This is a genomic window from Variovorax sp. GW821-FHT10D07 (genome assembly GCF_059415325.1).
Map to the genome: position 1 here is coordinate 1 of NZ_JBWKMZ010000025.1, position 22,773 is coordinate 22,773.

The 22,773-nt window shown below is 70.1% G+C and carries 24 protein-coding genes; 20 read left to right on the forward strand and 4 right to left on the reverse strand.

What is annotated here, in order from left to right; translation table 11 throughout:
• Both AC07PU_RS39990 and AC07PU_RS39995 read right to left on the reverse strand, forming a co-directional pair.
• A partial coding sequence (locus tag AC07PU_RS39990; RefSeq protein ID WP_495323386.1) for a CHASE3 domain-containing protein occupies positions 1–2,225 on the reverse strand: 2,225 nt, incomplete at its 3' end.
• Positions 2,226–2,367: 142 nt separating this feature from the next.
• Positions 2,368–3,060, reverse strand: a complete 693-nt coding sequence (locus AC07PU_RS39995; RefSeq protein WP_495323387.1) for a DUF899 family protein — start codon at positions 3,058–3,060, stop codon at positions 2,368–2,370.
• A gap of 205 nt (positions 3,061–3,265) precedes the next feature.
• Here AC07PU_RS39995 and AC07PU_RS40000 point away from each other — a divergent pair, with 205 nt between their 5' ends.
• From AC07PU_RS40000 to AC07PU_RS40045, 10 genes are all read left to right on the forward strand, one after another.
• On the forward strand, positions 3,266–5,623 hold the full coding sequence (locus AC07PU_RS40000; protein WP_495323388.1) for an ATP-dependent DNA helicase: 2,358 nt from the start codon (positions 3,266–3,268) through the stop codon (positions 5,621–5,623).
• Complete coding sequence (locus AC07PU_RS40005) at positions 5,610–6,266, forward strand: alpha-ketoglutarate-dependent dioxygenase AlkB (protein ID WP_495323389.1); 657 nt, start codon at positions 5,610–5,612, stop codon at positions 6,264–6,266. The genes AC07PU_RS40000 and AC07PU_RS40005 overlap by 14 nt, the downstream gene beginning before the upstream one ends.
• Positions 6,267–6,312: 46 nt before the next feature.
• Positions 6,313–7,665, forward strand: coding sequence for an MATE family efflux transporter (locus AC07PU_RS40010; RefSeq protein WP_495323390.1), 1,353 nt, complete (start codon positions 6,313–6,315; stop codon positions 7,663–7,665).
• Between the two features lie 68 nt (positions 7,666–7,733).
• The gene (locus AC07PU_RS40015; RefSeq protein ID WP_495323391.1) at positions 7,734–8,603 is read left to right on the forward strand and encodes a GyrI-like domain-containing protein; all 870 of its coding nucleotides are present in this window, start codon (positions 7,734–7,736) and stop codon (positions 8,601–8,603) included.
• 37 nt (positions 8,604–8,640) lie between these two features.
• The gene (locus AC07PU_RS40020; protein WP_495323392.1) at positions 8,641–9,255 is read left to right on the forward strand and encodes a DUF938 domain-containing protein; all 615 of its coding nucleotides are present in this window, start codon (positions 8,641–8,643) and stop codon (positions 9,253–9,255) included.
• A gap of 314 nt (positions 9,256–9,569) precedes the next feature.
• Entirely contained in the window at positions 9,570–10,559 is a 990-nt protein-coding gene (locus AC07PU_RS40025) for a patatin-like phospholipase family protein (RefSeq protein ID WP_256222471.1), read from the forward strand.
• 37 nt (positions 10,560–10,596) lie between these two features.
• A complete protein-coding gene (locus tag AC07PU_RS40030; RefSeq protein WP_495323393.1) occupies positions 10,597–11,124 on the forward strand; it encodes an RICIN domain-containing protein in 528 nt (175 codons plus the stop codon).
• 124 nt (positions 11,125–11,248) lie between these two features.
• Positions 11,249–11,653, forward strand: coding sequence for a nuclear transport factor 2 family protein (locus AC07PU_RS40035; RefSeq protein WP_431508939.1), 405 nt, complete (start codon positions 11,249–11,251; stop codon positions 11,651–11,653).
• Positions 11,650–12,231: a TetR/AcrR family transcriptional regulator gene (locus AC07PU_RS40040; RefSeq protein ID WP_296782561.1), complete on the forward strand. Its 582-nt coding sequence runs from the start codon at positions 11,650–11,652 to the stop codon at positions 12,229–12,231. The genes AC07PU_RS40035 and AC07PU_RS40040 overlap by 4 nt, the downstream gene beginning before the upstream one ends.
• An 81-nt stretch (positions 12,232–12,312) precedes the next feature.
• Positions 12,313–12,783 carry a Rid family hydrolase gene (locus AC07PU_RS40045; protein ID WP_495323394.1) on the forward strand — a complete coding sequence of 157 codons (471 nt, stop codon included), beginning with the start codon at positions 12,313–12,315 and terminating at the stop codon, positions 12,781–12,783.
• Here AC07PU_RS40045 and AC07PU_RS40050 read toward each other — a convergent pair.
• A complete protein-coding gene (locus tag AC07PU_RS40050) occupies positions 12,749–13,294 on the reverse strand; it encodes a hypothetical protein (RefSeq protein ID WP_495323395.1) in 546 nt (181 codons plus the stop codon). The two genes, AC07PU_RS40045 and AC07PU_RS40050, sit on opposite strands and share 35 nt — an antisense overlap.
• A gap of 88 nt (positions 13,295–13,382) precedes the next feature.
• Between AC07PU_RS40050 and AC07PU_RS40055 the strand changes: the two genes are divergently transcribed.
• From AC07PU_RS40055 to AC07PU_RS40085, 7 genes are all read left to right on the forward strand, one after another.
• A complete protein-coding gene (locus AC07PU_RS40055; protein WP_495323396.1) occupies positions 13,383–13,976 on the forward strand; it encodes a DUF4304 domain-containing protein in 594 nt (197 codons plus the stop codon).
• 140 nt (positions 13,977–14,116) lie between these two features.
• Entirely contained in the window at positions 14,117–15,130 is a 1,014-nt protein-coding gene (locus tag AC07PU_RS40060) for an acyl-CoA dehydrogenase family protein (protein ID WP_495323397.1), read from the forward strand.
• Positions 15,118–15,900 (forward strand): PIG-L deacetylase family protein, encoded by a 783-nt coding sequence (locus tag AC07PU_RS40065; protein WP_296782571.1) that lies wholly within the window; start codon positions 15,118–15,120, stop codon positions 15,898–15,900. The genes AC07PU_RS40060 and AC07PU_RS40065 overlap by 13 nt, the downstream gene beginning before the upstream one ends.
• Positions 15,897–16,517: a class I SAM-dependent methyltransferase gene (locus AC07PU_RS40070; RefSeq protein WP_495323398.1), complete on the forward strand. Its 621-nt coding sequence runs from the start codon at positions 15,897–15,899 to the stop codon at positions 16,515–16,517. Before AC07PU_RS40065 ends, AC07PU_RS40070 begins: the two co-directional genes overlap by 4 nt.
• A 183-nt stretch (positions 16,518–16,700) precedes the next feature.
• Entirely contained in the window at positions 16,701–17,009 is a 309-nt protein-coding gene (locus tag AC07PU_RS40075) for a plasmid stabilization protein (protein WP_495323399.1), read from the forward strand.
• Between the two features lie 25 nt (positions 17,010–17,034).
• The gene (locus AC07PU_RS40080; RefSeq protein WP_495323400.1) at positions 17,035–17,898 is read left to right on the forward strand and encodes an NmrA family NAD(P)-binding protein; all 864 of its coding nucleotides are present in this window, start codon (positions 17,035–17,037) and stop codon (positions 17,896–17,898) included.
• A gap of 95 nt (positions 17,899–17,993) precedes the next feature.
• Positions 17,994–19,214 carry an esterase-like activity of phytase family protein gene (locus AC07PU_RS40085; protein ID WP_495323401.1) on the forward strand — a complete coding sequence of 407 codons (1,221 nt, stop codon included), beginning with the start codon at positions 17,994–17,996 and terminating at the stop codon, positions 19,212–19,214.
• Positions 19,215–19,248: 34 nt separating this feature from the next.
• Here the strand turns inward: AC07PU_RS40085 and AC07PU_RS40090 are convergent, their stop codons facing one another.
• Entirely contained in the window at positions 19,249–20,310 is a 1,062-nt protein-coding gene (locus tag AC07PU_RS40090) for an aldo/keto reductase (RefSeq protein WP_495323402.1), read from the reverse strand.
• A 194-nt stretch (positions 20,311–20,504) separates the two neighbouring features.
• On the opposite strand from AC07PU_RS40090, the gene AC07PU_RS40095 reads away from it, so the two are divergent.
• The 3 genes from AC07PU_RS40095 (at position 20,505) to AC07PU_RS40105 (ending at position 22,746) form a co-directional block, all read left to right on the forward strand.
• Positions 20,505–21,497, forward strand: a complete 993-nt coding sequence (locus tag AC07PU_RS40095) for an AraC family transcriptional regulator (RefSeq protein WP_093341925.1) — start codon at positions 20,505–20,507, stop codon at positions 21,495–21,497.
• A 116-nt stretch (positions 21,498–21,613) separates the two neighbouring features.
• Positions 21,614–21,793, forward strand: a complete 180-nt coding sequence (locus tag AC07PU_RS40100) for a DUF3606 domain-containing protein (protein WP_093341927.1) — start codon at positions 21,614–21,616, stop codon at positions 21,791–21,793.
• A 29-nt stretch (positions 21,794–21,822) separates the two neighbouring features.
• Positions 21,823–22,746, forward strand: a complete 924-nt coding sequence (locus tag AC07PU_RS40105) for a cation diffusion facilitator family transporter (RefSeq protein ID WP_495323403.1) — start codon at positions 21,823–21,825, stop codon at positions 22,744–22,746.
• Positions 22,747–22,773 lie beyond the last annotated feature (27 nt).

Genomic DNA, 22,773 nt, shown 5'->3' on the forward strand with positions numbered 1-22,773 from the left:
ATGGGTATAAGAAACAGGGCCGGCGCGGCGGCACCCACGGCGCGCGATGGCGCGGCGGCCGGCTCCTGCTGCGCGGGCGCCTGCGGTGCCTGCGCCGGCAGGTGCAGGGTGAAGGTGCTGCCCTGGCCCGGTTCGCTCTGCACGCTGAGCGTGCCGCCCAGCAGCTGCGTGAGGTCGCGCGAGATCGACAGGCCCAGGCCGGTGCCGCCGTAGCGGCGGCTGGTGGTGCCGTCGGCCTGGCGGAAGGCTTCGAAGATCACTTCCTGCTGGTGCGGCGCGATGCCGATGCCCGAGTCGGAGACGGCGAACGAGGCGCCGCCGTCGGCCGTGCCCGAGATCACCAGCGAGACCTCGCCCTGCTCGGTGAACTTGAGCGCGTTCGACAGCAGGTTCTTGAGGATCTGCTCCACGCGCTGGCGGTCGGTGACCAGCGAGGCCGGCGCGGCCGGATGCAGCTCGAGGCGGAAGCTCAGCCGCTTCTCGTCGGCCAGCGGGCGGAAGGTGCTCTCCAGGCCCTGCGCCAGGCGGTCCAGGCGCGTGTCCTCGGGCACCAGGTCGAGCTTGCCGGCCTCGACCTTGGCGATGTCGAGGATGTCGTTGATCAGCACCAGCAGGTCGTTGCCCGAGGCATAGATCGACTCGGCGAACTTCACCTGCTCGGTGCTCAGGTTGCCCTGCGGGTTGTCGCCCAGCAGCTTGGCCAGGATCAGCGCGCTGTTGAGCGGCGTGCGCAACTCGTGCGACATGTTGGCGAGGAATTCCGACTTGTAGCGGCTCGCGCGCTGCAGCTCGTCGGCGCGTTCCTCGAGGTCGCGCTGGGCGTGGCGCAGCGCCATGTTGCGCTGGTCGAGTGCCTCGGTGCGTTCGGACAGCTGGCTGTTGGTCTGCTCGAGCTCGGCCTGCTGGTTCTCGAGCATGGCCTGCGAGGCGCGCAGCGCGCGCGACTGCTCCTCGAGCTCCTCGTTGGCGGTGCGCAGCTCTTCCTGCTGCACCTGCAGTTCCTCGTTGAGCTGCTGGGTCTCGGCCAGCACGTCCTGCAGCTGCTCGCGGTAGCGCGCCGCGGCCAGCGAGGTGCCGATGTCCTCGGCCACCACCTCGAACAGGTCGCGCGCGCGCTGGTCGGGCGTGCCGGGCAGGCCGAGCTCGACCACGCCGTTGGACACGCCGTCGTTGGCCACCGGCAGCAGCACCACGGCGCGCGGGCGCATCTCGCCCAGGCCCGAGTTGACCTTGAGGTAGTCGGCCTCGACCGGATCGATCAGCATCAGCCGCTTCTCGGCGGCGGCCTGGCCGACCAGGCTCTCGGTGGGCGAGAACACCTGCTGCGCGTTCTCGGCCTCGACCGAGAAGCCGTAGCTGGCCGCGCGGCGCAGCGGGCCATGACGCTCGCGCACGTAGAGCGCACCCACGGTGCTGCCCAGGTGGCGCGAGAAGAAGGCCAGGATCTTGCGACCCATGTCGGCGGCGCTGAGCTCGCCGACCAGTTCGCCGACCAGCTCGGTCTGGGCCGTGCGCAGCCAGGCCTGCTCGGTCAGGCGCTCGGTGTGCGCCTCCTGCTCCTGCAGCACCGCGTCGTAGCTCTCGGACAGGCGCACCAGTTGCCGGCGGCCGAAGTAGGCGACCAGGCCGCTCAAGGTGAGCGTGAACAGCAGGAACAGGCCCACCACCATCCAGCTGGTGCGCTTGACCTCGGCGTTGCGCTGGAAGCGCAGCGACTGCTCGGTGTTGATGAAATTGTCGAACTCGTTGCGGATGTCGTCGGTCAGGCGCTTGCCGCGGCCCAGCTTGACGGCCGCCTCGAAGTCGCCGCCGCTGCGGCGCGCGGCGATCATGTCGGCCGCGAACTCGTTCCAGGCGCCCTGCAGCGAGCCGATGCGGTCGACGCGCTCGATCTGCTGCGGGTTGTCGCCGACCAGCTGGCGCAGCGCCGCGGTGTCGGTCTTCACGCGCGCCAGCGCGGCGTCGTAGGGTTCGAGGAAGCGGTCCTGCCCGCTGATCAGGAAGCCGCGCATGCCGGTTTCCATGTCGATGGAACGGCGCTGCAGCTCGCTGGCGCTGCGCACCACCTGGTCGGTGTGCTCGACCCAGGCGATGGTGGACAGCAGGTACAGGATCAGGGCGACGAAGACGACGGCACCGAACAGCCCCCCGAGCAGCGGCAGCTTGATGTTGCGGCTCAGCAGGCGCTCGAAGTCGGCGGTGTCGATCGCGGCAGCAGTTTTCATTTCGAACGTAGTTGTGAACGAACAATTGACATTGTCTTCGACCGGACGGGACGGGCGGCGCGCGGCCGCCCGCCCGGCCCCGGAACGGCGGCAAGGCGCGAGGGAAGAGGAGGGGAGGAGAGGCCGCGGGCCTCCCCGAGGCTCAGTACTCTAGCCGCGGATACCAGTCGCTGCCGCGGCCGGCCGGCGTCAGGTCGAGGATGTTCCACAGCGGCGTGGGATCGACCGCGAGGCGCGGATCCTGGCCCGGGTCGGCGGTTTCGGCCAGTTCCGGCGCCCAGAAGTGATGCACGCGGCCCTCGCGCCGGACCCAGACGTCGAGCGCCGGCCATTCGCTGCCGTCGGGCGCGAGGCCGCGGTAGTCGCGCGCGAAGTCGTCGCCGACCGTTTCGTAGAACGGCAGGTTGCGCCAGCCGCGCTCGCGCGCGAAAGCCAGTTGGCGCGCCACCGGCGAGCGGCCGAGCACCGCGAATGCCACCTTCTGCGCGATGTCGCGCACCGGCACGTCGAGCGCGCCGAGGAAGGCGGTGCACATCGGGCAGGGCCGTTCGCGCTGCGGGCCGTACATCCAGAAGTAGGTGACCAGGGTGTCGTGGTCGCCGAACAGGTGGTCGAGGCCGACCGTGCGGCCGTTCTCGTCGCGGAAGCGGTAGGGCGGCGGCTCGCCGCCCAGCGGCAGTTCGCGGCGCTGGGCGGCCACGCGCTCGACGTGGCGGCGCAGCTCGATCTCCTCGGCGAGCAGGGCGGTGCGGGCCTGGCGGTAGGCCGCGCTGTCGTTGGGGTAGGGGCGGCTCGCGGCGGCGGCGAGTTCGGTGGCGGGTTTCAGGGCAGTCATCGTTGTCTCCTTTCGGAAGTCGGACGGGCAGGGCGAAGGCGGTGGCACATCGGACCTTTCCCGACAGGCCGCCGCTGCCGGTTCGGCCCGGAAACGCCCGTGCGCTCCAGCCTACGCGCCGGCAGGGATACTGTGGATTCCACCAGCACACTGGATGAATATCCATATACTGGCGGCCGCCGCATCCTGTCGAACCTCCACGCCGATGTCCCGCGAAGCCCTCCTCTGCGCCACCGTTGCGCCCGTCTCCGTCAAGGCGCTGTGCGCCTTCGGCGCGAAGGCCGGCGACCTCGACCTGCGCTTCGTGCCCGCGCCCAGCGCGCAGGAGGGCATGGCGGGCCACGCGCTGGTGCAGGGGCGGCGCGGCGAGAACTACCAGAGCGAGGTCGCGCTGCAGTCCGAATGCGGGGCCCTGCTGGTGCGCGGCCGCGCCGACGGCTACGAGCTGCAGTCGGGCAGTGCCCGCGTCGAGGAGATCAAGACCTTCCGCGGCGACTTCGACGCCATCCGTGGCAACCACCGCGCGCTGCACTGGGCGCAGGCGCGCTGCTACGGCTGGATGCTCTGCGAAGCCGACGGCCATGCGGCGATCACCGTGGCGCTGGTCTACCTCGACCTCGCGAGCGGCGAGGAAACCGTGCTCGAGGAACTGCACACGCGCGAGGAACTTCAGGCCCACTTCGAGGACCTCTGCGGTCGCTACATCGCCTGGGCCGAGCGCGAGGGCCGGCATCACGCGGCGCTGGCGGACCTGCTGGGCGCGCTGGCCTTTCCGCATGGCGCCTTTCGCACCGGGCAGCGCGAGCTCGCCGAGGCGGTCTACCGCGCCGCCTCGAAGGGCCACTGCCTGATGGCGCAGGCGCCCACCGGCATCGGCAAGACGCTGGCCACGCTGTTTCCGCTGCTCAAGGCGCGCGCGGCCGGCCGCGTCGACAAGGTGTTCTTTCTCACGGCCAAGACCTCGGGCCGCGCGATCGCGCTCGAGGCGCTGCGGCTGCTCGAACGCCAGGCCGCTGCGGGCGGCAAGGCGCCGGCCGATCCGCTGCGCGTGCTCGAGCTGACCGCGCGCGAAAAGGTCTGCGAGCACCCGGGCCGGGCCTGCCATGGCGATGCCTGTCCGCTCGCCAAGGGCTTCTACGACCGGCTGCCGGCGGCGCGCGCCGAGGCCGCGCGCGCCGCCTGGCTCGACCGCCCGGCGCTGCGCCGCATCGCGCTCGCGCACGAGGTCTGCCCCTATTTCCTGGGACAGGAAATGGCCCACTGGAGCGACGTGGTGGTCGGCGACTACAACTACTACTTCGACGGCAGCGCCTTCCTCTGGGCCACCATGAAGGAACGCGAATGGCGCGCCGCGCTGCTGGTCGACGAGGCCCACAACCTGCTCGAGCGCGCACGCGGCATGTACACCGCGCCGCTCGACGACGGCGCGCTCGAAGAAGCGCACCGCGCCGCGCCGGCCGCCGTGCGCGGCCCGCTCGCGCGGCTGCACCGCGAATGGGGCGCGCTGCAGGAGGCGCAGCAGGCCAACGCGGTCGACTACGAGACCGCCGACGAGATCCCCGAGCGCTTCGCGCGCAGCCTGCAGGCCGCCAACACCGCGATGGCCGAGCACTTCGCGGCCACGCCCGACGCGGCGCAGGGCCCGCTGCAGCGCTTCTTCTTCGATGCGCTGCATTTCGCGCGGCTGGCCGAGAGCTTCGGCGACCACTCGGTGTTCGAGCGCACGCTGGGGCCGAACGGCTCGCGCGGGCTGGCCATCCGCAACCTCGTGCCCGCGCCCTTTCTCGAAGGCCGCTTCGCCGATGCAGCCTCGGCCGTCTGCTTCTCGGGCACGCTCTCGCCGTTCCCGTTCTACCGCGATGCGCTGGGCCTGCCCGAGGACGTGGCCGAGCTCGACGTAGCCTCGCCGTTCAGCGGCCGCCAGCTCCATGTCGAGGTGGCGATGGATGTTTCCACGCGCTGGCGCGACCGCGCGCACTCGCTGCGCAGCGTGGCCGGCATCATCGGCAGCCAGTACGCGCGCCGGCCCGGCAACTACCTGGCCTTCTTCAGCAGCTTCGACTACCTCGAGCAGGCCTGCGCCGCCTTCGTCGCGCGGCATCCCGAGGTGCCGGTGTGGAGCCAGACCCGCGGCATGCCCGAGGCCGACCGCCAGGCCTTCGTCGAGCGCTTCGCCGTCGGCGGCCGCGGCATCGGCTTCGCGGTGCTCGGCGGCGCCTTCGGCGAAGGCATCGACCTGCCCGGCACGCGCCTCGTGGGAGCCTTCGTCGCGAGCCTCGGGCTGCCGCAGTACAACGCGCTCAACGAGATCACGCGCGAGCGCATGGACGCGCGCTTCGGCAAGGGCTACGAATACACCTACCTCTACCCGGGCCTGCAGAAGGTGGTGCAGGCCGCGGGCCGCGTGATCCGCACCGAGGAGGACGAGGGCGTGCTGCACCTGCTCGACGACCGCTTCTCGCGCGCCGAGATCCGCGAGCTGCTGCCGCGCTGGTGGGAGGTGCGCCTTGGCGGGCAGGGTGGCCAAGGTGGGCCGGGGAGGGGCGACGATGCGCGCCGCTAGACGCATCGGGCACGACGCGCAGCCCGACCTGTTCGGCGCCGCGCCGGTCGCCGCCATCGACGGGCTGCGCTATGCGCCGGAGTTCCTGAGCCGCGCCGAGGAGGCCGAGCTGCTGGCCATCGTCGGCGGCTTCACGCTGCGCGAGATGCGCTACAAGGCCTACACCGCGCGCCGCCGCGGCATCGGCTTCGGCGGCCGCTACGACTTCGACGCCAACCGGCTGCTGCCCGGCGCGCCGCTGCCCGAATCGCTGCATCCGCTGCGGCGCCGCGCGGCGTCCTGGGCCGGCATCGACGAGGCCGAGCTCACCCATGCGCTGATCTCCGAGTACCAGCCCGGCACGCCGCTGGGCTGGCACCGCGACGTGCCCGACTTCGAGCACATCGTCGGCATCTCGCTGCGCGGCGACGCCGTGATGCAGCTGCGGCCCTACCGGCGCGACGGCCACTACGCGGCCAACGATCCCATGGTGCAGCTGGGGATCGAGCCGCGCTCGATCTACCTGCTGCGCGGCGCCGCGCGCTGGGAATGGCAGCACGCGATCGCGCCGACGCCGGCGCTGCGCTACTCGATCACCTTGCGCACGCGCTCGCGGCGCAGGGTGGGAACGCCCGGCCCGGCGTGGCACGACGACGACCGCTGAGGCAGGCCGGAGGCCGGGGCAGGGCGCGCGCTACGATCCGCCCCCCATGGAGTCCACTTCCACACGCCCCCTCTGGCAACGCTTCCTGGTCTTCCTCGGCCCTCTGGTCCTGACCAACGTGCTGCAGGCGCTCGGCGGCACGGCCATCACGATCTACCTGGGCAAGCTGCTCGGCACGCGTGCGCTGGCGGCGGCGGTCAGCTTCTTTCCGCTCTTCATGTGCTGCATGGCCTTCGCGATCGGGCTGGGCACGGGCGCCTCGGTGCTCGTGGGCCAGGCCTGGGGCGCGCGCGACACGGACAAGGTGCGGCGCATCGCGGGCTCGGTGCTGCTGGGCACCTTGCTGCTGTCGTGCGTCATCGCGGGCATCGGCGCGGCGGGGATCGGCCCGGTGCTGCAGGCGCTGGGAACGCCGGGCGACGTGCTCGCAGATGCCGTGGGCTATGCGCGCGTGCTGTTCGCCGCGATGCCCGTGCTGTTCGTGCACCTGATGCTGGCGGCGCTGCTGCGCGGCCTGGGCGACACGGTGACGCCGCTCAAGGCGCTCGCGGTGGCGTCCTCGGTCTGGGTGCTGCTGACACCGGCCTTCATCCTCGGCTGGCTCGGGCTGCCGCGGCTCGGCACCCAGAGCGCGGCCTGGGCCAGCATGACGGGCAACGCGCTGGCCGTGCTGTGGCTGGCCTGGCACCTGCATCGCAAAGACAGCCTGCTCGCACCCGCGAAGCTGCGTGAGCACCTGCGCTGGAACGCGCCCGTGCTCGCGACGGTGGCGCGGCTCGGCGTGCCCACCGGGCTGTTCTTCATCACGAGTTCGCTGGCCGACGCGATGCTGCTGTCGCTGGTGAACCGCCACGGTCCCGGCGCGACGGCCGCCTGGGGCACGGTGGGCCAGGTGATGGCCTATGTGCAGTTCCCGGCGATGTCGATCGCCATCGCCGCCTCGGTGTTCGCGGCGCAGGCCATCGGTGCCGGCCGCCTGGACGAGATCGACCACGTGAAGTGCGTGGGTCTGTGGATGAACCTCGCGCTCACGGCCGGGCTGGCCGCGCTGGTGTCGCTGGCGGCGCCGCTCGCGGTGAGCCTGTTCAGCAACGACCCCGTCGTGATCGAGCTCGCGGCCTCGGTGCTGCGCATCACGGTCTGGGGCAGCGTGGCCTTCGGCATGGCGAGCGTGTTCACGAGCGTGATGCGCGCGGCCGGCACGGTGCGCGTGCCCACGGCGATCTCGCTGGGCTGCCTGGCCGTGCTGCTGTTTCCGCTGGCCTGGGTTCTGCAGCAGGCGCTCGGCCTGCGCGGCGTCTGGGTCGCCTATCCGCTGACCTACCTGGTGGCGCTGGGGCTGCAGGCGCTGTACTTCCACGGCGTGTGGAAGCGCAGGCCGATCCAGCGGCTGATCTAGCGAACGCGAAGGGCTGGACAGCAAGTTCGGTCAGGACGCGCCGCGCCCGCGTGGCCGATGATCGCGGCATGGACCGACCCACCCCCGACCTGATCGCCGAGCTCATCGCCTGGATCGAGGCGCGGCTCGACGACACGCTCACGCTCGATCGCATCGCGCAGCAGGCGGGACTGTCGCCGTATCACTTCTCGCGGCTCTTCACGGCGCGCATGGGCCGCAGCGTGATGGCCTATGTGCGCGGCCGCCGGCTGGTGCGCGGCGCGCGCCGGCTCTGCGACGAGCCGGAGCTCAAGCTCGTCGAGCTCGCGCTCGATTGCGGCTTCGAGTCGCAGGAAGCATTCACCCGCGCGTTCAAGCGCATCTTCGGCGTGTCGCCCGGCCGCTTTCGCGCCGGCTTCGCGCTCACACCCATCGAAGGCCAATATCCCATGAACCTGCCCGCCAGCACTTCCACCGCCGTGACCCGGCTGCCCGACCTCGTGCGCCTCGAGGCCTTCAGCATCGCCGGCCCGGCCCGGCGCTTCGACCAGGAGAGCCGCTCCGAGATTCCACAGCTGTGGTCCGCCCTCATCGGCGCCTTGCCGTTCCAGGGCCAGGAACCGAGCTGGGCCACCTACGGCGCGGTCTGGAGCGTCGACCGGGAGGAGGGCAGCTTCGACTACATGGCGGGCGTGGGCATCGCGCCCGGCAGCACCTTGCCCGCGGGCTTCAGCGAGAAGCGCATCCCGGCCGCGACCTATGCGGTGTTCCGCATCACGCTCGACGGATCGGCGCTGCACCCGCAGGTGAAGAACGCGATGGCGACCATCTGGGGCCAACTGATCCCGGCCTCGGGACTCAAGCTGGCCGACAGCCCGGACTTCGAGCTCTACGACGGCAAGTTCGAACCCACGCGGCCCGGCGCGGTGATCGATTTCCACGTGCCGGTCGAGGGCTGATAGCCTCCGGCTCCCGCCCATCGCCACCGAGCACCGCATGTCCGATCTGTCCTTCAGTCCCGCCGCCGACCGCAACAAGCAACCGATCCTCGAGCGGCTGCGCGACCTCCTCGGCGACGAGGGCGCGGCGCTCGAGATCGCCTCGGGCACCGGCCAGCATGCCGAGTGGTTCGCAACGGCCTTGCCCGGTTGGACCTGGCAGACCAGCGATGCCGATGCGCGCTCGCTTCCCGCGCTCGCGCGCCGCGTCGAGCAGGCCGGGCTGCCCGGGCTCAAGCCGCCGGTGCTGCTCGACGTGACGGATGCACCCTGGCCCTCGCAAGGCACGGCCTTCGCGCAGGAGTTCGATGCGATCTACTGCGCGAACATGCTGCACATCTCGCCGTGGGCCACCTGTGCCGCGCTGATGCAGGGCGCGGCGCGGCATCTGCGGCCCGGGGGCGTGCTGGTCACCTACGGGCCTTACTTCGAGGAAGGCACGGTGCCGGCGCCGAGCAACCTCGCGTTCGACCGGAGCCTGCGCGAGCGCGACCCGGCCTGGGGCATCCGCCCGTTGAAGGACGTGGAAGCGCAGGCGCGTGATGCGGAACTGCGCCTGCACGCGCGGCACGAGATGCCGGCGAACAATCTGCTGCTGGTGTTCGGACGTTGACGGTCACGATGCCGTCACATCGATCTGCCAATCGAAAGCTGCAATCTCAATTCCGGCGAATGCATTGCAATGCGATCATTCGCCATGTCGAATAGACCATCCAATTGATGCGGAATTATCGATTCCGCCATTGAACTTTCTTCTCGCAACGGATTGCCGTGGGCGCTAATCCATTGGGCTGTACAACATTCCAATTCAGCGGGAATCCACTCGTAGACGACGATTGACGGCGAAGAAGAGACTCCGCGTCCCATCTCGGGATATGTCCTAAAGGAGTCTTTCCAGTGGCAAAGAAATTCACCATCCTGGCTTTCGTGGGCGGCGGAATTCGCGGACTCATGTCGGTCACGATTCTCAAGCGACTGAAGGAATACAGGCCCGACCTGATTCGCGATGTCGACCTGATCGCGGGTTGCTCGACCGGCTCGATCATCACGAGCGAATTGCTGGCGGGCAAGACACCCGAGGAGATCATCCATCTCTTCACGCACGGCGAGCTGAACTTCTACGACAACATGAACACCGATCCGACGGCGCCGGCCTATCCGATCAAGTCGGTGTACGAAACGCAGGACCTGCTGCACGGCGCCAAGAAGGTCGGCGACGAGACCCGGAAGAAGGTGCTGTTCGTGACCTTCAACGTGGGCGGTCTCGAACTGGTCGACGGCATCGTGGTCCCCAAGCCGTGGTCGCCCTGGATGGTCACCAACATGCTGACCGAGGCCGACCTGAAGGACGGCTTCGACGGCCATGTGAACTACCCCATCGCCAAGGCCGCGACCTCGAGCGGCTCGATGCCGGGCCAGCTCAATTCCTTCGAAGGCAATGTCGACGGTGCCTTCTTCAACCACGATCCCACGATGGCCGCGATCGCGCTGGCCGTGCACAACGGCCACAAGCTCGAGGACATCTCGGCCATCACCATCGGCACCGGATTGATGCCCGACTGGGTCGCGCCCAACACCTACGAATGGGGCGCGCGCCAATGGATGGACGGCGTGCCGAATCCGTTCGAGAACACGACACCGTTCCTGATGAACCAGGAGCGGTCCTCGCCGATGCTCGACATGTGCCTCAACGGCACCTCGGACAACCTCATGCCGACCCTGGCCAAGCTGATGCTCGGGGACCGCTTCACCAACCTCAATCCGCGGCTGCCGTGCTTCATCCCCGAGAACTCCACGAGCCCGCAGGCCATCTCGCTGCTGGAAGACCACGGCAACAAGCTGGATCTCGAGACGGCCTACCAGCTCATCGACAAGTACTGGCCGGGCGGTTCGAGCGATCAGCCGCTCGAGCCCTGAACGCTGCCATTCCCACCCATTGCGAACAGGAGAAATGATGCCGATCACCGACCCGGGATTCATTGCACCCGATGCCTACTTCATCACGCCGGAACAGCCCTTCGTCATCGGTCAGTTCGGCAAGCCGAGCCTGGTCCTCGACGTCTACGGGAACAACCCCGCCCCGAACCGGCAGGTCATCGTCTATCCGCCGAACGATGGACCCAACCAGGCGTGGCGCTTCATCCCCGCGGGCGCACCCGGCTGGTGGTACCTGCAGACGACCATGACCACCGGCTTCGTGCTCACCCTGGCCACCGAGCAGAACGTGGTGGTGGCGCCGATCTCCAAGGACGAGGACCAGCGCAAGAACCAACTCTGGTGCCTGATGCCCAGCGAAGTCCTCGGCTACTGGTTCATCCAGAGCAAGTCCGTGGTGAGCAACGAGCTCAATGCCAAGGTCATCGGTACCAGCAATGCGGCGGCCCCGACGATCCCCGACCCGATCGCGGTCGTGGTCGACGTGGACTACGCGAACTACACGCCGCTGGTCTGGTCGTTCAGGCCCATCCCCGTGACGGGCTGACGTGCCGCCCCTCGCGTGAGCGGGGGCATCGGCCGTTGATATTTGATCGATCGTTACAGTAAGCCCTAAAATAGATTCGAGGGGCCGGTACGGGACCGGCCCCTTCTTTTTTGGGGATGTAGACATGACCGATGCCGCGGTGCGAGAACTCGTGGAGACCCTGTTCCGCAAGAACCGGGAAGGAGCCGATCCGGCCGAGATCGCCACCCTGTTCAGCGAGGACGTCGACTGGTTCATCGCGGGCGACACGGCGACCGTGCCGTGGATCGGCCGCAAGAGCGGCCGGCATGGCGTGGCCGAGTTCTTCCGCCAGCTGCGCGAACACGTGGCGCCCGAGCGCTTCGCGATCGACGCCATCCTCGTGGGGCCCGGGCGTGCCGTGGTGCTCGGCGACCTGGCCACGCGCGTGAAGCGCACCGGCCGGCTGATCGAGACCGCCTTCGCCTTCGACATCGGCGTGCGCGACGGCCTGATCGTGCGCTATCACATGCTCGAGGACAGCTGGGCCGTGGCCGAGGCCACGCGATGAGCGGCCGGCCGCGCGGCTTCGACGACACCGCCGTGGTCGAGGCGGCGATGGACGTGTTCTGGTCGAACGGCTACGACGGCAGCTCGGCCGAGGCGCTGTGCCAGCAGACCGGCCTGGGCCGCGGCAGCCTCTACAACGCCTTCGGCAGCAAGCAGCAGCTCTACGAGCAGGCGCTGCTGCGCTACCAGGAGCTCGGCATCGAGGCACAGACGCGCATCCTCAACGGGCCCGGCAGCGCGAAGGAGCGGCTGCGCGGCCTGATGCTCTGGGGCATCGAGGGCGACCTCGATCCGCGCCAGCGGCGTGGCTGCATGGCGCTGCTCGCGGCGCTGGACCGGGCAGGCAAGGACCCGGCGGTGGCCGAGATCAGCCGCGTCTACGTGGTGCGGCTCGAACAGCTGCTGTGCCACCTGTTCGCGGTGGGGCAGCGCAACGGCGAGTTCGGCGGCGAGCGGCAGCCGCTGGAGATGGCGCGCGCCTTTCTCGCGAGCTACTACGGCCTGCGCATCCTCGGCCAGTCGATGCCCGATCGCGCCTTTCTCGAGGACGCGATGGAGGGGACGCTCGCGAGGCTGTGACGCCGGCCTGCGTTTCATGACGGCGGACCTTTGCGGTCCGCTTTTTCCGCCCAATTCTTGAACAATCATTCCATTGAGACGATGAACCCGATTTCCATCGACGGCATGCGCGAGATTCCCACGCGCACCGGCAAGGTCGTGATCCCCGACGCGCTCGCGGCGGATGTCGCGCAGTTCCACTACGCACCCGCGCGACGCGCCGGCGATGTCGTCCATCTCTCGGGCATCGTGGCCTGCCAGCGCGGCACCGAGGCGATGGACGAGGCCGGCTTCGAGCACGAACTGCGCAGCGTCTTCCGCCAGATCGAGCGCCTGCTGCTCGCCTGCGACGCGCGGCTCGACGACGTGGTCGAGCTGCAGATGTTCCATGTCTTCGGCAGCGCGAAGCTGCGCCTGGACAAGGCCGGCCAGCTCGCGGCCATGGCGCGCGTGCGCGATGAGTTCTTCGCGGCGCCTTATCCCGCGGCGGTGGAACTGGCCGTCGCCGAGCTGAACCCCGACGGGGGACTGGTCGAGATCAAGGCGACGGCCTTCGCGCCGCTCGGGCGCTGAGACCGGGGTCGGCCGCTTCGCGGTCGATCTCCGCGACCAGGGCGTGCAGCCAGCTGCGATGCGCCGCGAAGCTCGTCAGGCCGTCCTCGGCGGCTTCGCGCGATGCCAGGTGGCGATCGAGGAAGCGGAAGCCCACGGAGTCGGCGGCCTGTTGCAGCGTCTCGATGGCGAGGTCGCATTCGTAGAGGAAGTCGAAGCGGCTGACCCAGAAGCCTTGCTCGGTTCGGGCCAGCACTTCGAAGGCGCCGGGGTCCTCGATGCTGAACTCGATGAACGCCAGGCCGTCGTGCTGGCGCCAGACGGCCGCAACGCGGCTGTCGCGGTCCCACAGCGGCACCAGCGCCGGGCCCTCGGGCACCGCGGCGCCGCGGTAGGCATAGAAGGGCGGTCCGAGGCAGCAGCCCCTGAAGGCCTCGTGCAGGCAGTCGCCCGATGCGAGCCGCTGCATGGCCTCGGACACGCCGAGCTCGCGCAAGGCCGCCATCCGCTGATCCTGTGCCGCCACTGCCATCCGTTGTTCTCCTGAAACGCGGGGCGAGCATAGCGAACACGATGACGCGGTCAGAATGCGCCTTCCATCCACTCCGACCACGAAGCCGATGACCACCCGTGCCGCCTTCCTCAAGCTGCTGACCCGCCAGCTCTATCCCGTGCTTCAGGCCGAAGGCTTCGAGGGCACGGGCCAGACCTTGCGACGCATCGCGGGCCCGGTGATCCACGTGTTCAACGTGCAGGGCGCGAGCGGCGGCAAGCAGTGCTACCTGAACCTCGGCGCGCACCTCGACTTCCTGCCGACCGAAGGCGGTGGCCAGGTCGCGCCGACGGAAATCGAGGAATCGCATTGCGTGTTCCGAGACCGCATGGACCCGCCGCCCGGGCCTGCCTTCGGCTGGGCCTATGGCAGCTCGATGGCGGAAACCGAGGAGACGGTCGCGTTCATCGTGAGCGAATGGTCCGGACCCGGACGCGCCTTCTTCGCGCGGCACGGCAGCTATCCGCAGGGCTTCGTGCAGATGCTGCGCGAGACCGATCCGACCGCGATCCACGCGCGCACGGCGCTGCACCTCGCGCGGATCGCGGTGCACCTGGGCGAGCGATCGATCGCCCAGGCGCTGGTCGACACGGGCCTGGCGAAGGCGCCCGAGCGCGCCACCAGCCTGAAGGCGGATCTCGGGAAGGTGCTCGGGGACTGACTGATCGCGCCCGGTGGAGGGGCGCGTCACCGCTGCTCCTACAAGGCCGGAGGCTGCCTGCCGACGGGACGGGGGAAAGGCGCTGTCTATGGTCGCGTGAGTTCAACAGGCCCACACAGACACAGAGACGCCCACGATCCATGACGGAGGACCTCAGCAGCGACACCCTCGAGCGGCTTCGGCTTCCCGCCGATCCCGCGGCCGCACTGACCCGCCTCGTCGAAGCTGGCGCCGACCGCGTGCCATGGCCCGCCCAGGGCCGCACGCTGATGCGCTGGCGTGCGTTGGCCGAGGTCGCGGCGCACGATCTCTCGCTGGCCAAGCTCTACGAGGGCCACACCGATGCGCTCGCGATCCTGGCCGAGCTGCATGGCCCCGCCGTGCCGCCCGGCTCGCGCTGGGGCACCTGGTGCGCCGAGCCGCCCGATGCGCGCGTCGCCATGCGGCCCGAGGAGGGCTGCCCCGGCGCCATGCGGCTCGACGGGCGCAAGGCCTGGTGCTCGGGTGCCGCGGGTCTCACGCATGCGATCGTCAGCGTGCACGACGAGGAGGGCCGTGCCTGCCTCGCGGCCGTGTCGCTCCGGCAGCCGGGCGTGCGCGTTTCGGACGAAGGCTGGGAGGCCGTCGGCATGGCGGCGAGCGCGAGCGTCGACGTGCATTTCGACCATGCGCTCGCGGTACCGATCGGCAAGCCGGGCGATTACGTGAGCCGGCCGGGCTTCTGGCAGGGCGGTGCCGGCATCGCGGCCTGCTGGTGGGGCGGCGCGCTCGGCATCGCGCGCCAGGTGCTCGCGCTCGCGGCACAAGGCGCCAAGCCCGACGCGCATCGGCTCGCGCACCTCGGTGCCATCGATGCCGCGCTGGCCGGCGGTGCCGCGGTGCTGCAGCAGGCCGCGCACTGGATCGACACCCATCCGGCCGACGACGCGCGCCGCGTGGCCCTGAATGCGCGCCTCGTGGTGGAACAGTCCGCCGAGACGGTGCTGCGCCACGCGGGCCGCGCGCTCGGCGCCGCGCCGCTGTGCCGCGATGCGCGCTTCGCGCACGCGATGGCCGACCTGCCGGTGTACTTGCGCCAAAGCCATGCCGAGCGCGACCTGGCCGCGCTGGGCCAGATCGTTTTCGACCAAAGGAGTGCCGCATGGGCGCTGTGACGGACAAGGCACTCGACGACCCGGCCCGCCGTGCGATCCGCGGCGACGGCACCACCGAGGACGAGTGGAACGACTGGCCCGGGCTGGCCCGGCTGCCCGCCATCGACGCGGAACAACTGGTGCCCGCGGGCGCGCGCGTCGTGGTCGTGGCGCCGCATCCCGACGACGAGGTGCTCGCGGTCGGCGGCCTGCTGGCGCAGCTCGCGCAGCAGGGCCGCGAGGTGGTGGTGATCGCCGTGACCGACGGCACCGCCAGCCATCGCGGATCGGCCGTGTGGCCGCCCGAGCGGCTGGCGCGCAACCGCCCGCGCGAAAGCCTGCGCGCGCTCGAGCGGCTGGGCCTGTCGATCGAGCCGGTGCGGCTCGAGCTGCCCGACGGCGGGCTGCAGGCGATGCAGGCCATGCTGGCGGCGCAATTGGTGTCGCTGCTGCGGCCGCGCGACGTGGTCTTCACGACCTGGCGCCGCGATGGCCATCCCGACCACGAGGCCACGGGCCAGGCCTGCGCGCTGGCGGCCGCGAGCGCGGGCGCGCGGCTGGTCGAGGTGCCGGTCTGGGGCTGGCACTGGGCGCGTCCCGCGGATGCGCGCATGCCGTGGCGGCACGCCCGGCGCCTGCTGCTCGACCCCGAGGCGCTGCGGCGCAAGCGCGACGCGGTGCGCGCCTTCACGAGCCAGTTGCGGCGCGATCCATCGACCGGTGCGCCGCCGGTGCTGCGCGCCACCACGCTGGCGCGCGCGCAGCGGCCGTACGAAGTGGTCTTCCTGTGAGCGGCGACACTCACCGCCCGTACTTCGACGCGCTTTACACGGCCAGCGAGGATCCGTACGCGCTGCGCGCGCGTTGGTACGAGGCGCGCAAACGCGCGGTGCTGCTCGCCGCATTGCCACGACCGCACTACCGGGACGCGTTCGAGCCCGGCTGCGGCATCGGCGAACTCACGCTGGAACTGGCACCGCGCTGTGACCGGCTGCTCGCGAGCGATTTCTCGACGCAGGCGGTGGCGACCGCGCGACGGCGCACGGCCGGGCTCGGCCACGTGGAGGTACGGCAGCAGACGCTGCCCGAGGACTGGCCGCTCGAGCCACAGCCGGGCCCCGGCCGTTTCGATCTGATCGTGCTCAGCGAGATCGGCTACTTTCTGGACCGCGAGGCCATGGACCGCGTGGCCGCCTGCTGCGAACGCACGCTGGATGCCGACGGCACGCTGGTGGCCTGCGACTGGCGCCCCGACTTCGCGCAGCGCAGCCTCTCGACCGCCAACGTGCACGGCGCACTGGCCGCGCTCGGCCTGGCGCGGCTGGTGCTGCACGAGGAGGACGACTTCGTGTTGCAGGTGTGGGCGCGCGACGCGCGCTCGGTCGCCCAGCGCGAAGGCATCCGCTGATTGCATCGCCATCGCGGGCTGCCAGAGGCCTGAAGCGCCGCCTTCTGCCACACACCTCGATGCATCCCTGTGGCGTCGCCGACGACGGACAGCACTGACGCAGGCCGCTTGGCTTTTCTTACCCGGGGTGCACGCGGCGCGCGCAGCATGGTTTTCATCTTCATCCACACAGGAGCGATGACCATGCCAAGAGGCGACAAGTCGTCCTACACGGACAAGCAGAGACGCAAGGCCGAACACATCGAAGACGGCTACGAGAAACGCGGGGTCGGCAAGGGCGAGGCCGAGCGCCGTGCCTGGGCCACCGTCAATGCCGAGACCGGCGGCGGCAAGAAGAGCGGCTCGGGCCGCGGCAAGGCCGAGAACCATGCGCCGTCGCGCAAGGGTGGCCACAAGGGCGGTGCCGCGGCGGCGAGCCGGCCCGCGGCCGCGCGATCGGCTTCGGCGCGCAAGGCCGCGGCCACGCGCAAGCGCAACGAACAGCGCGGTTGAGCGCAAGCACACTCACGGAGACACCATGCACATCATCCTCGGAGCCACCGGCCACGTGGGCTCGGCCCTGGCCGAAGCCCTGCTGGCCAAGGGCCAGCCCGTCACCGTCATCACGCGCCAGGCCGCGAAGACCGAGGCGCTGCGCAAGAAGGGCGCCAAGGTCGCGGTGGTCGACGTGTTCGACGTCGCCGCTTTCCGGCGCGTGCTGGCCGGCGGCAAGCGCCTGTTCCTGCTGAACCCGCCCGCGGCACCCTCGACCGACACCGCGGCCGAGGAACGGCGCAGCCTGCGCAGCATCCTGCGCGCGGTGGAAGGCGCCGACCTCGAGAAGATCGTGGCCGAGTCGGCCTATGGCGCGCAGCCCGGCGAGCGCATCGGCGACCTCGGCGTGCTCTACGAGATGGAGCAGGCGCTCGCGGCCCAGCCGGTTCCCACCGCCGTGATCCGCGCGGCCTACTACATGAGCAACTGGGACCTGTCGCTGCAGACGGCGCAGCAGCAGGGCGTGGTCCACACCATGTACCCGGTCGACTTCGCGCTGCCGATGGTGGCGCCGCGCGACCTGGGCCAGTTCGCCGCCCGGCTGATGGAAGGGCCGGCCAAGGACTCGGGCCCGCACCACGTGGAAGGGCCCGAGGCCTACACCAGCGCGGACGTGGCCGAAGCCTTCGCGCTGGCGCTGAACAAGCCGGTGCGCGCGGTCCAGACGCCGCGCAGCCAGTGGGAGCATGCGTTCAAGGCGATGGGTTTCTCGGACGCGGGCGCGGCCTCGTATGCGGCGATGACGCGCGTCACGCTCGAGAAGAAGTACGAGGTCGAGAACCCCGAGCGCGGGCGCGTCTCGCTGCGCGAATACATCGCGGCGCTGGTGCGCCGGAACACGGGCTGAGCGGGGCGCTCCCGGGGTCGCGGGCGGCGCGGCTTCACCGAACCGTCATCTGCCCTCCCTAGCATCCGGCGCTTCGCCCACTCGCGCAGCGCCCGATGCCTTCCTTCGTTCCTCCCTTCAAGCCCGCCGCTCTTCGTCTCCTGGCCGCGGCGCTCTGCGCGGCCACGGTCCTGACCGCCTGCGGCGGGGGTGGCGACGGCGCCGTGTTCCTGCCGGTGGCACCGGCGCCCGCACCCGCGGCGCCGCCACCCGCGCCGGCGCCCGCACCCGAACGCAGCGTGCAGAGCGTGCGGCTGATCGGCGAACAGGTGCTGGCCAACGACCTGAAGATCGACGGCGTGCAGGTCGGCGGGCTCTCGGCGGTCGATTACGACCCGGCCACCAGGCTCTGGTACTTTCTCAGCGACGACCGCACCTCGTCGCGCTTCCACACGGCTGAACTCGACTACGACGGCCAGCGCTTTTCCTCGGTGCGCTTCCGCTCGACGATCGCGCTCAAGGACATGAACGGCAAGGTCTATTCCAACGCCTCCGGCAGCCCCAGCATCGCGGCCGATCCCGAATCGTTCCGCATCGACCCGCAGGGCGGCGGCCTGTGGTGGGGCAGCGAGGGCGACCGCGCACGCGGCCTCGATCCCTTCGTGGCGCGCATGGCGATCGATGGCGTGGCCAACCTGATCCTGCCGGCGCCCGCGATGTTCAGGATGTCGCCGACGCAGGAGAAAGGCTCGCGCAACAACGCGACCTACGAGGCGCTGAGCTTCTCGGCCGACGGCAAGAGCCTGTGGGTCGGCATGGAAGCGCCGATCTACGAGGACGGCCCCTTGCCCACGCCCACGAGCGGCGCGGTCTCGCGCTTCACGCAGTTCGACCGCGCGGGCACGGTGCTGCGCCAGGTGGCCTATCCGATCGATGCGATCCCCAAGGCGCCCACGGGCCCGAACGCCGACAATGGCGTGTCGGAGATGCTCGCGATCAACGACCACCAGTTCCTCGTGATCGAGCGCGCGGGCGTGCAGGCGGCCGACGGCAACTACAGCAACTACATCCGCCTCTACGAGATCGAGACCGAGGGCGCCACCGACGTGCGCGGCCTCGCCAGCCTCGTGGGCGCCGACTACAAGCCGGTGCGCAAGCGCCTGGTGCTCGACCTCAACACGCTGGGGCTGGCCAAGCTCGACAACATCGAGGGCATCGCCTGGGGACCGAAGCTGCCCAACGGCAACGACACGCTGGTGCTGGTGTCGGACAACAACTTCAACACCGCGAGCCAGATCACGCAGCTGCTGGCCTTCGAGGTGCAGCCGAAGAAGTAGGGCAGGGCCGCCGCGCGGCGGCCCTTTCGTCGGCTCAGCCGCGCGACAGCGAATCCGCCACGCGCTGGCGCCGCACGCCGCCCTGGCGCTCGAGCATCCAGCCCGGGTACTCGGCCGGCAGCGCGCTGACCTTGTCGAGCCGCGCGAGCTCGTCGGCATCGAGCTGGATGGCGGTGGCGGCGATGTTGTCGTCGAGCTGGTCGACGCGCTTGGCGCCGATGATCACGCTGGTCACCACCGGCTGGTGCAGCAGCCAGGCCAGCGCGACCTGCGCCACCGAGACCTTGCGCGCCTCGGCCAGCTCGCGCATGACGTCGATGCAGTCGAAGGCGCGCTCCTTGTCGACCGGCGGAAAGTCGAAGGCGATGCGGCGGCTGCCCTGCTCGGCCTGCTGCGCCTCGCCCGAGCGGCTGTACTTGCCGCTGAGGAAGCCGCCGGCCAGCGGGCTCCAGACCATCAGGCCGACCTCCTCGCTGCGCAGCATCGGCACCAGTTCGCGCTCGAGGTCGCGGCCCGCGATGGTGTAGTAGGCCTGCAGCGATTCGAAGCGCGCCAGGCCCTTGCGTTCGGCGATGCCCAGCGCCTTGACGATCTGCCAGGCGGCCCAGTTCGACACGCCGACGTAGCGCACGTGGCCGTGGCGCACCAGGGTGTCGAGCGCCTCCACGGTTTCCTCGATCCGCGTGGCGGGGTCGAAGCCGTGGATCTGGTAGAGGTCGATGTGGTCGAGCTGCAGCCGCTGCAGGCTGGCCTTCACGCCGTCCATGATGTGGTAGCGCGAGGCGCCGGCCGAGTTGACGCCCTTGCTGCCGGTCTCGCCGAGCACCTTGGTCGCCACCACCACCTTGTCGCGCGGCACCTTGAGGTTCTTGAGCGCCTGGCCGGTGATGACTTCCGACTGGCCTTCGGAATAGACGTCGGCGGTGTCGATGAAGTTGATGCCGGCGTCGAGTGCGCGGCCGACGAGCGCCTCGGCGTCGGATTGCTGGAGATCGCCGATCTGGCCCCAGATGCCCGAAGACCCGCCGAAGGTCATGGTGCCGAGGCAGAGTTCGGAGACGAAGAGGCCGGTGCGGCCGAATTTGCGGTATTGCATCGAAAGAATTCCTTTGCGTTGGGAAGCCCGGAGGGCTGCGAAAAGTATCCGGCCGGGCAGCGTCCCGGGGCCAGCGCGTTCCTGCAAAGGTCTTGCCTAATTCTCCAGACCGGTGGCCGCGGGCGCGCGCTGGCGCCAGGGCAGGTTTAAGCTTCGAGCCGCTTGTTTCTCCACCGTGACAAGGACCCCGCCACATGTCCGACGAAACCCCCGACATCCTTTCCGCCATCGGCACGCCGCTGCCGCTCGAACCCGAACTCGACGAAGCCCGCAAGGAGCTGGTGCGCCTGATCAACCTGGTGACCGGCGGCCGCGACGGCTCCGTCGACACCGCGGTGCCCGGCCTGTTCGTCTACTGCGTCAGCAAGCCCGACGGTCCCAAGCACGCGATGCAGACGCCCGCGCTGGGCCTGATCGCGCAGGGTTCCAAGCGGATCATGGTGGGCGACGACATCTACGTGTACGACCCGATGCACTACCTGGTGACCTCGGTCGACCTGCCGGTGTGCGGCCAGGTGCGCGTGACCAGCGAGCAGGAGCCCTACCTGGGCCTGCGTCTCGAGCTCGCGGTCGACGAGATCGGCGAGCTGATCCGCAACGAGCAGCTGCCGGCCAAGGCCAATGCACCGGCCTCGCGCGGCATGTACGTCAACCGCATCGCGATGCCCGTGCTCGAGCCGGTGCTGCGGCTGCTGCGCCTGCTGGAAACGCCGGAGGACGTGCCGATCATGGCGCCGCTGATCAAGCGCGAGATCATGTACCGGCTGCTGGTGAACGGCGAGGGCGCGCGGCTGCGGCAGATCGCGCTGCAGGACAGCCACACCCAGCGCGTGGCCAAGGCGATCAGCGCGCTGCGCGTGAACTTCGCGCAGTCGCTGAAGGTGGAGGACATGGCGCGCGCGGTGCACATGAGCGTGTCCTCGTTCCACCACCACTTCAAGGCCGTGACCGCGATGAGCCCGCTGCAGTACCAGAAGCAGCTGCGCCTGCAGGAGGCCCGGCGGCTGATGCTGCTGACCGGTGCCGACGTGGCGACGGCCGCGCACGACGTGGGCTACGAAAGCCCCTCGCAGTTCGCGCGCGAGTACGGCCGCATGTTCGGCGCGCCGCCGCTGCGCGACAAGCGGCGCTGGCTCGGGGAAGCGGGCAACGACGCGCTCGGGGCGGCATCGCGCGAGGCCGCCTGAGCTTCTTGCCTGCGCCGCGCGCATGGATGCCGTCCTGCACGCGGTGTCGTCCGCGTCCGGCCTCGTGGCGCCGCGCGCTCGCGACACTGCGTGGCTTCAACGCAGGAGAACGCCCGATGTCCGAAGACCTTCAGATCCGCATCCCCAGGGACGATGACCGGATCGACGTGACCGATCTCAAGGAAGTCGACTACTGGACCGAATGGTTCGGCGTGTCGGAAGAACGGCTTCGCACCGCCGTCGCCTCGGCCGGCACCCAGCGGGACGACCTGCGCATCTATCTCGGCCTGCCCTGATCCGCCCGGCGTACGGCCACGCCCCGCCCATGGCCGAATCCCGCATCGCCATCTACGGCGCGATCGGCGCCAACATCGCCATCGCGGTCACGAAGTTCGTCGTGGCCGGCATCACCGGCAGTTCGGCGATGCTGTCCGAGGGCATCCATTCGTCGGTCGACACCTTCAACGGCGTATTGCTGCTGGTCGGCCTTCGGCTGAGCAAGCGCCCGGCGAGCGTGGAGCATCCGTTCGGCCACGGCAAGGAGCTCTACTTCTGGAGCCTCATCGTCGCGGTGCTGATCTTCGGGCTCGGCGGCGGCGTGTCCTTCTATGAAGGCATCGAGCACATCCGCCATCCCGAGCCGCTGCGCGATCCGACCTGGAACTACGTGGTGCTCGCGGCCGCGGCGGTGTTCGAAGGCACGAGCTTCCTGATCGCGCTGCGGCAGTTCCGCGCCCAGGCCGGCGGCACGCCGTTCTGGCAGGCGCTGGACCGCAGCAAGGACCCGACCACCTACACCGTGCTGGCCGAGGACTCGGCCGCGCTGGCCGGCCTCGCGGTGGCGGCGCTGGGCATTTACCTCGGGCACCGCTTCGACATGCCGGTGTTCGACGGCGCGGCCTCGATGGTGATCGGCCTGCTGCTCGCGGGCGTGGCGCTGCTGCTGATCGCCCAGTCGCGCGGCCTGCTGATCGGGGAGGGCGTGCGGCCCGAGACGGCGCGCGCGATCCGCGAACTGGCGATGGCGCAGCCCAGCGTGGAGGAGGTGGGCCGGGTGCTGTCGATGTACATCGGACCCGACCAGGTGCTCGCCATCGTCGACGTCAATTTCAAGGACGACACCGACACCGGCGAAGCCGCCGCGGCCATCGCCGCCATCGAGCGTCAGGTGCGCGCGCGCTTTCCGATGATCAAGCGGCTGTTCATCGAGGCCAGTGACGCGCCGCCCGAGCCGGCCCCGCATTCCTGATCGCGGACGCCGCCGCCGCGCGGAACA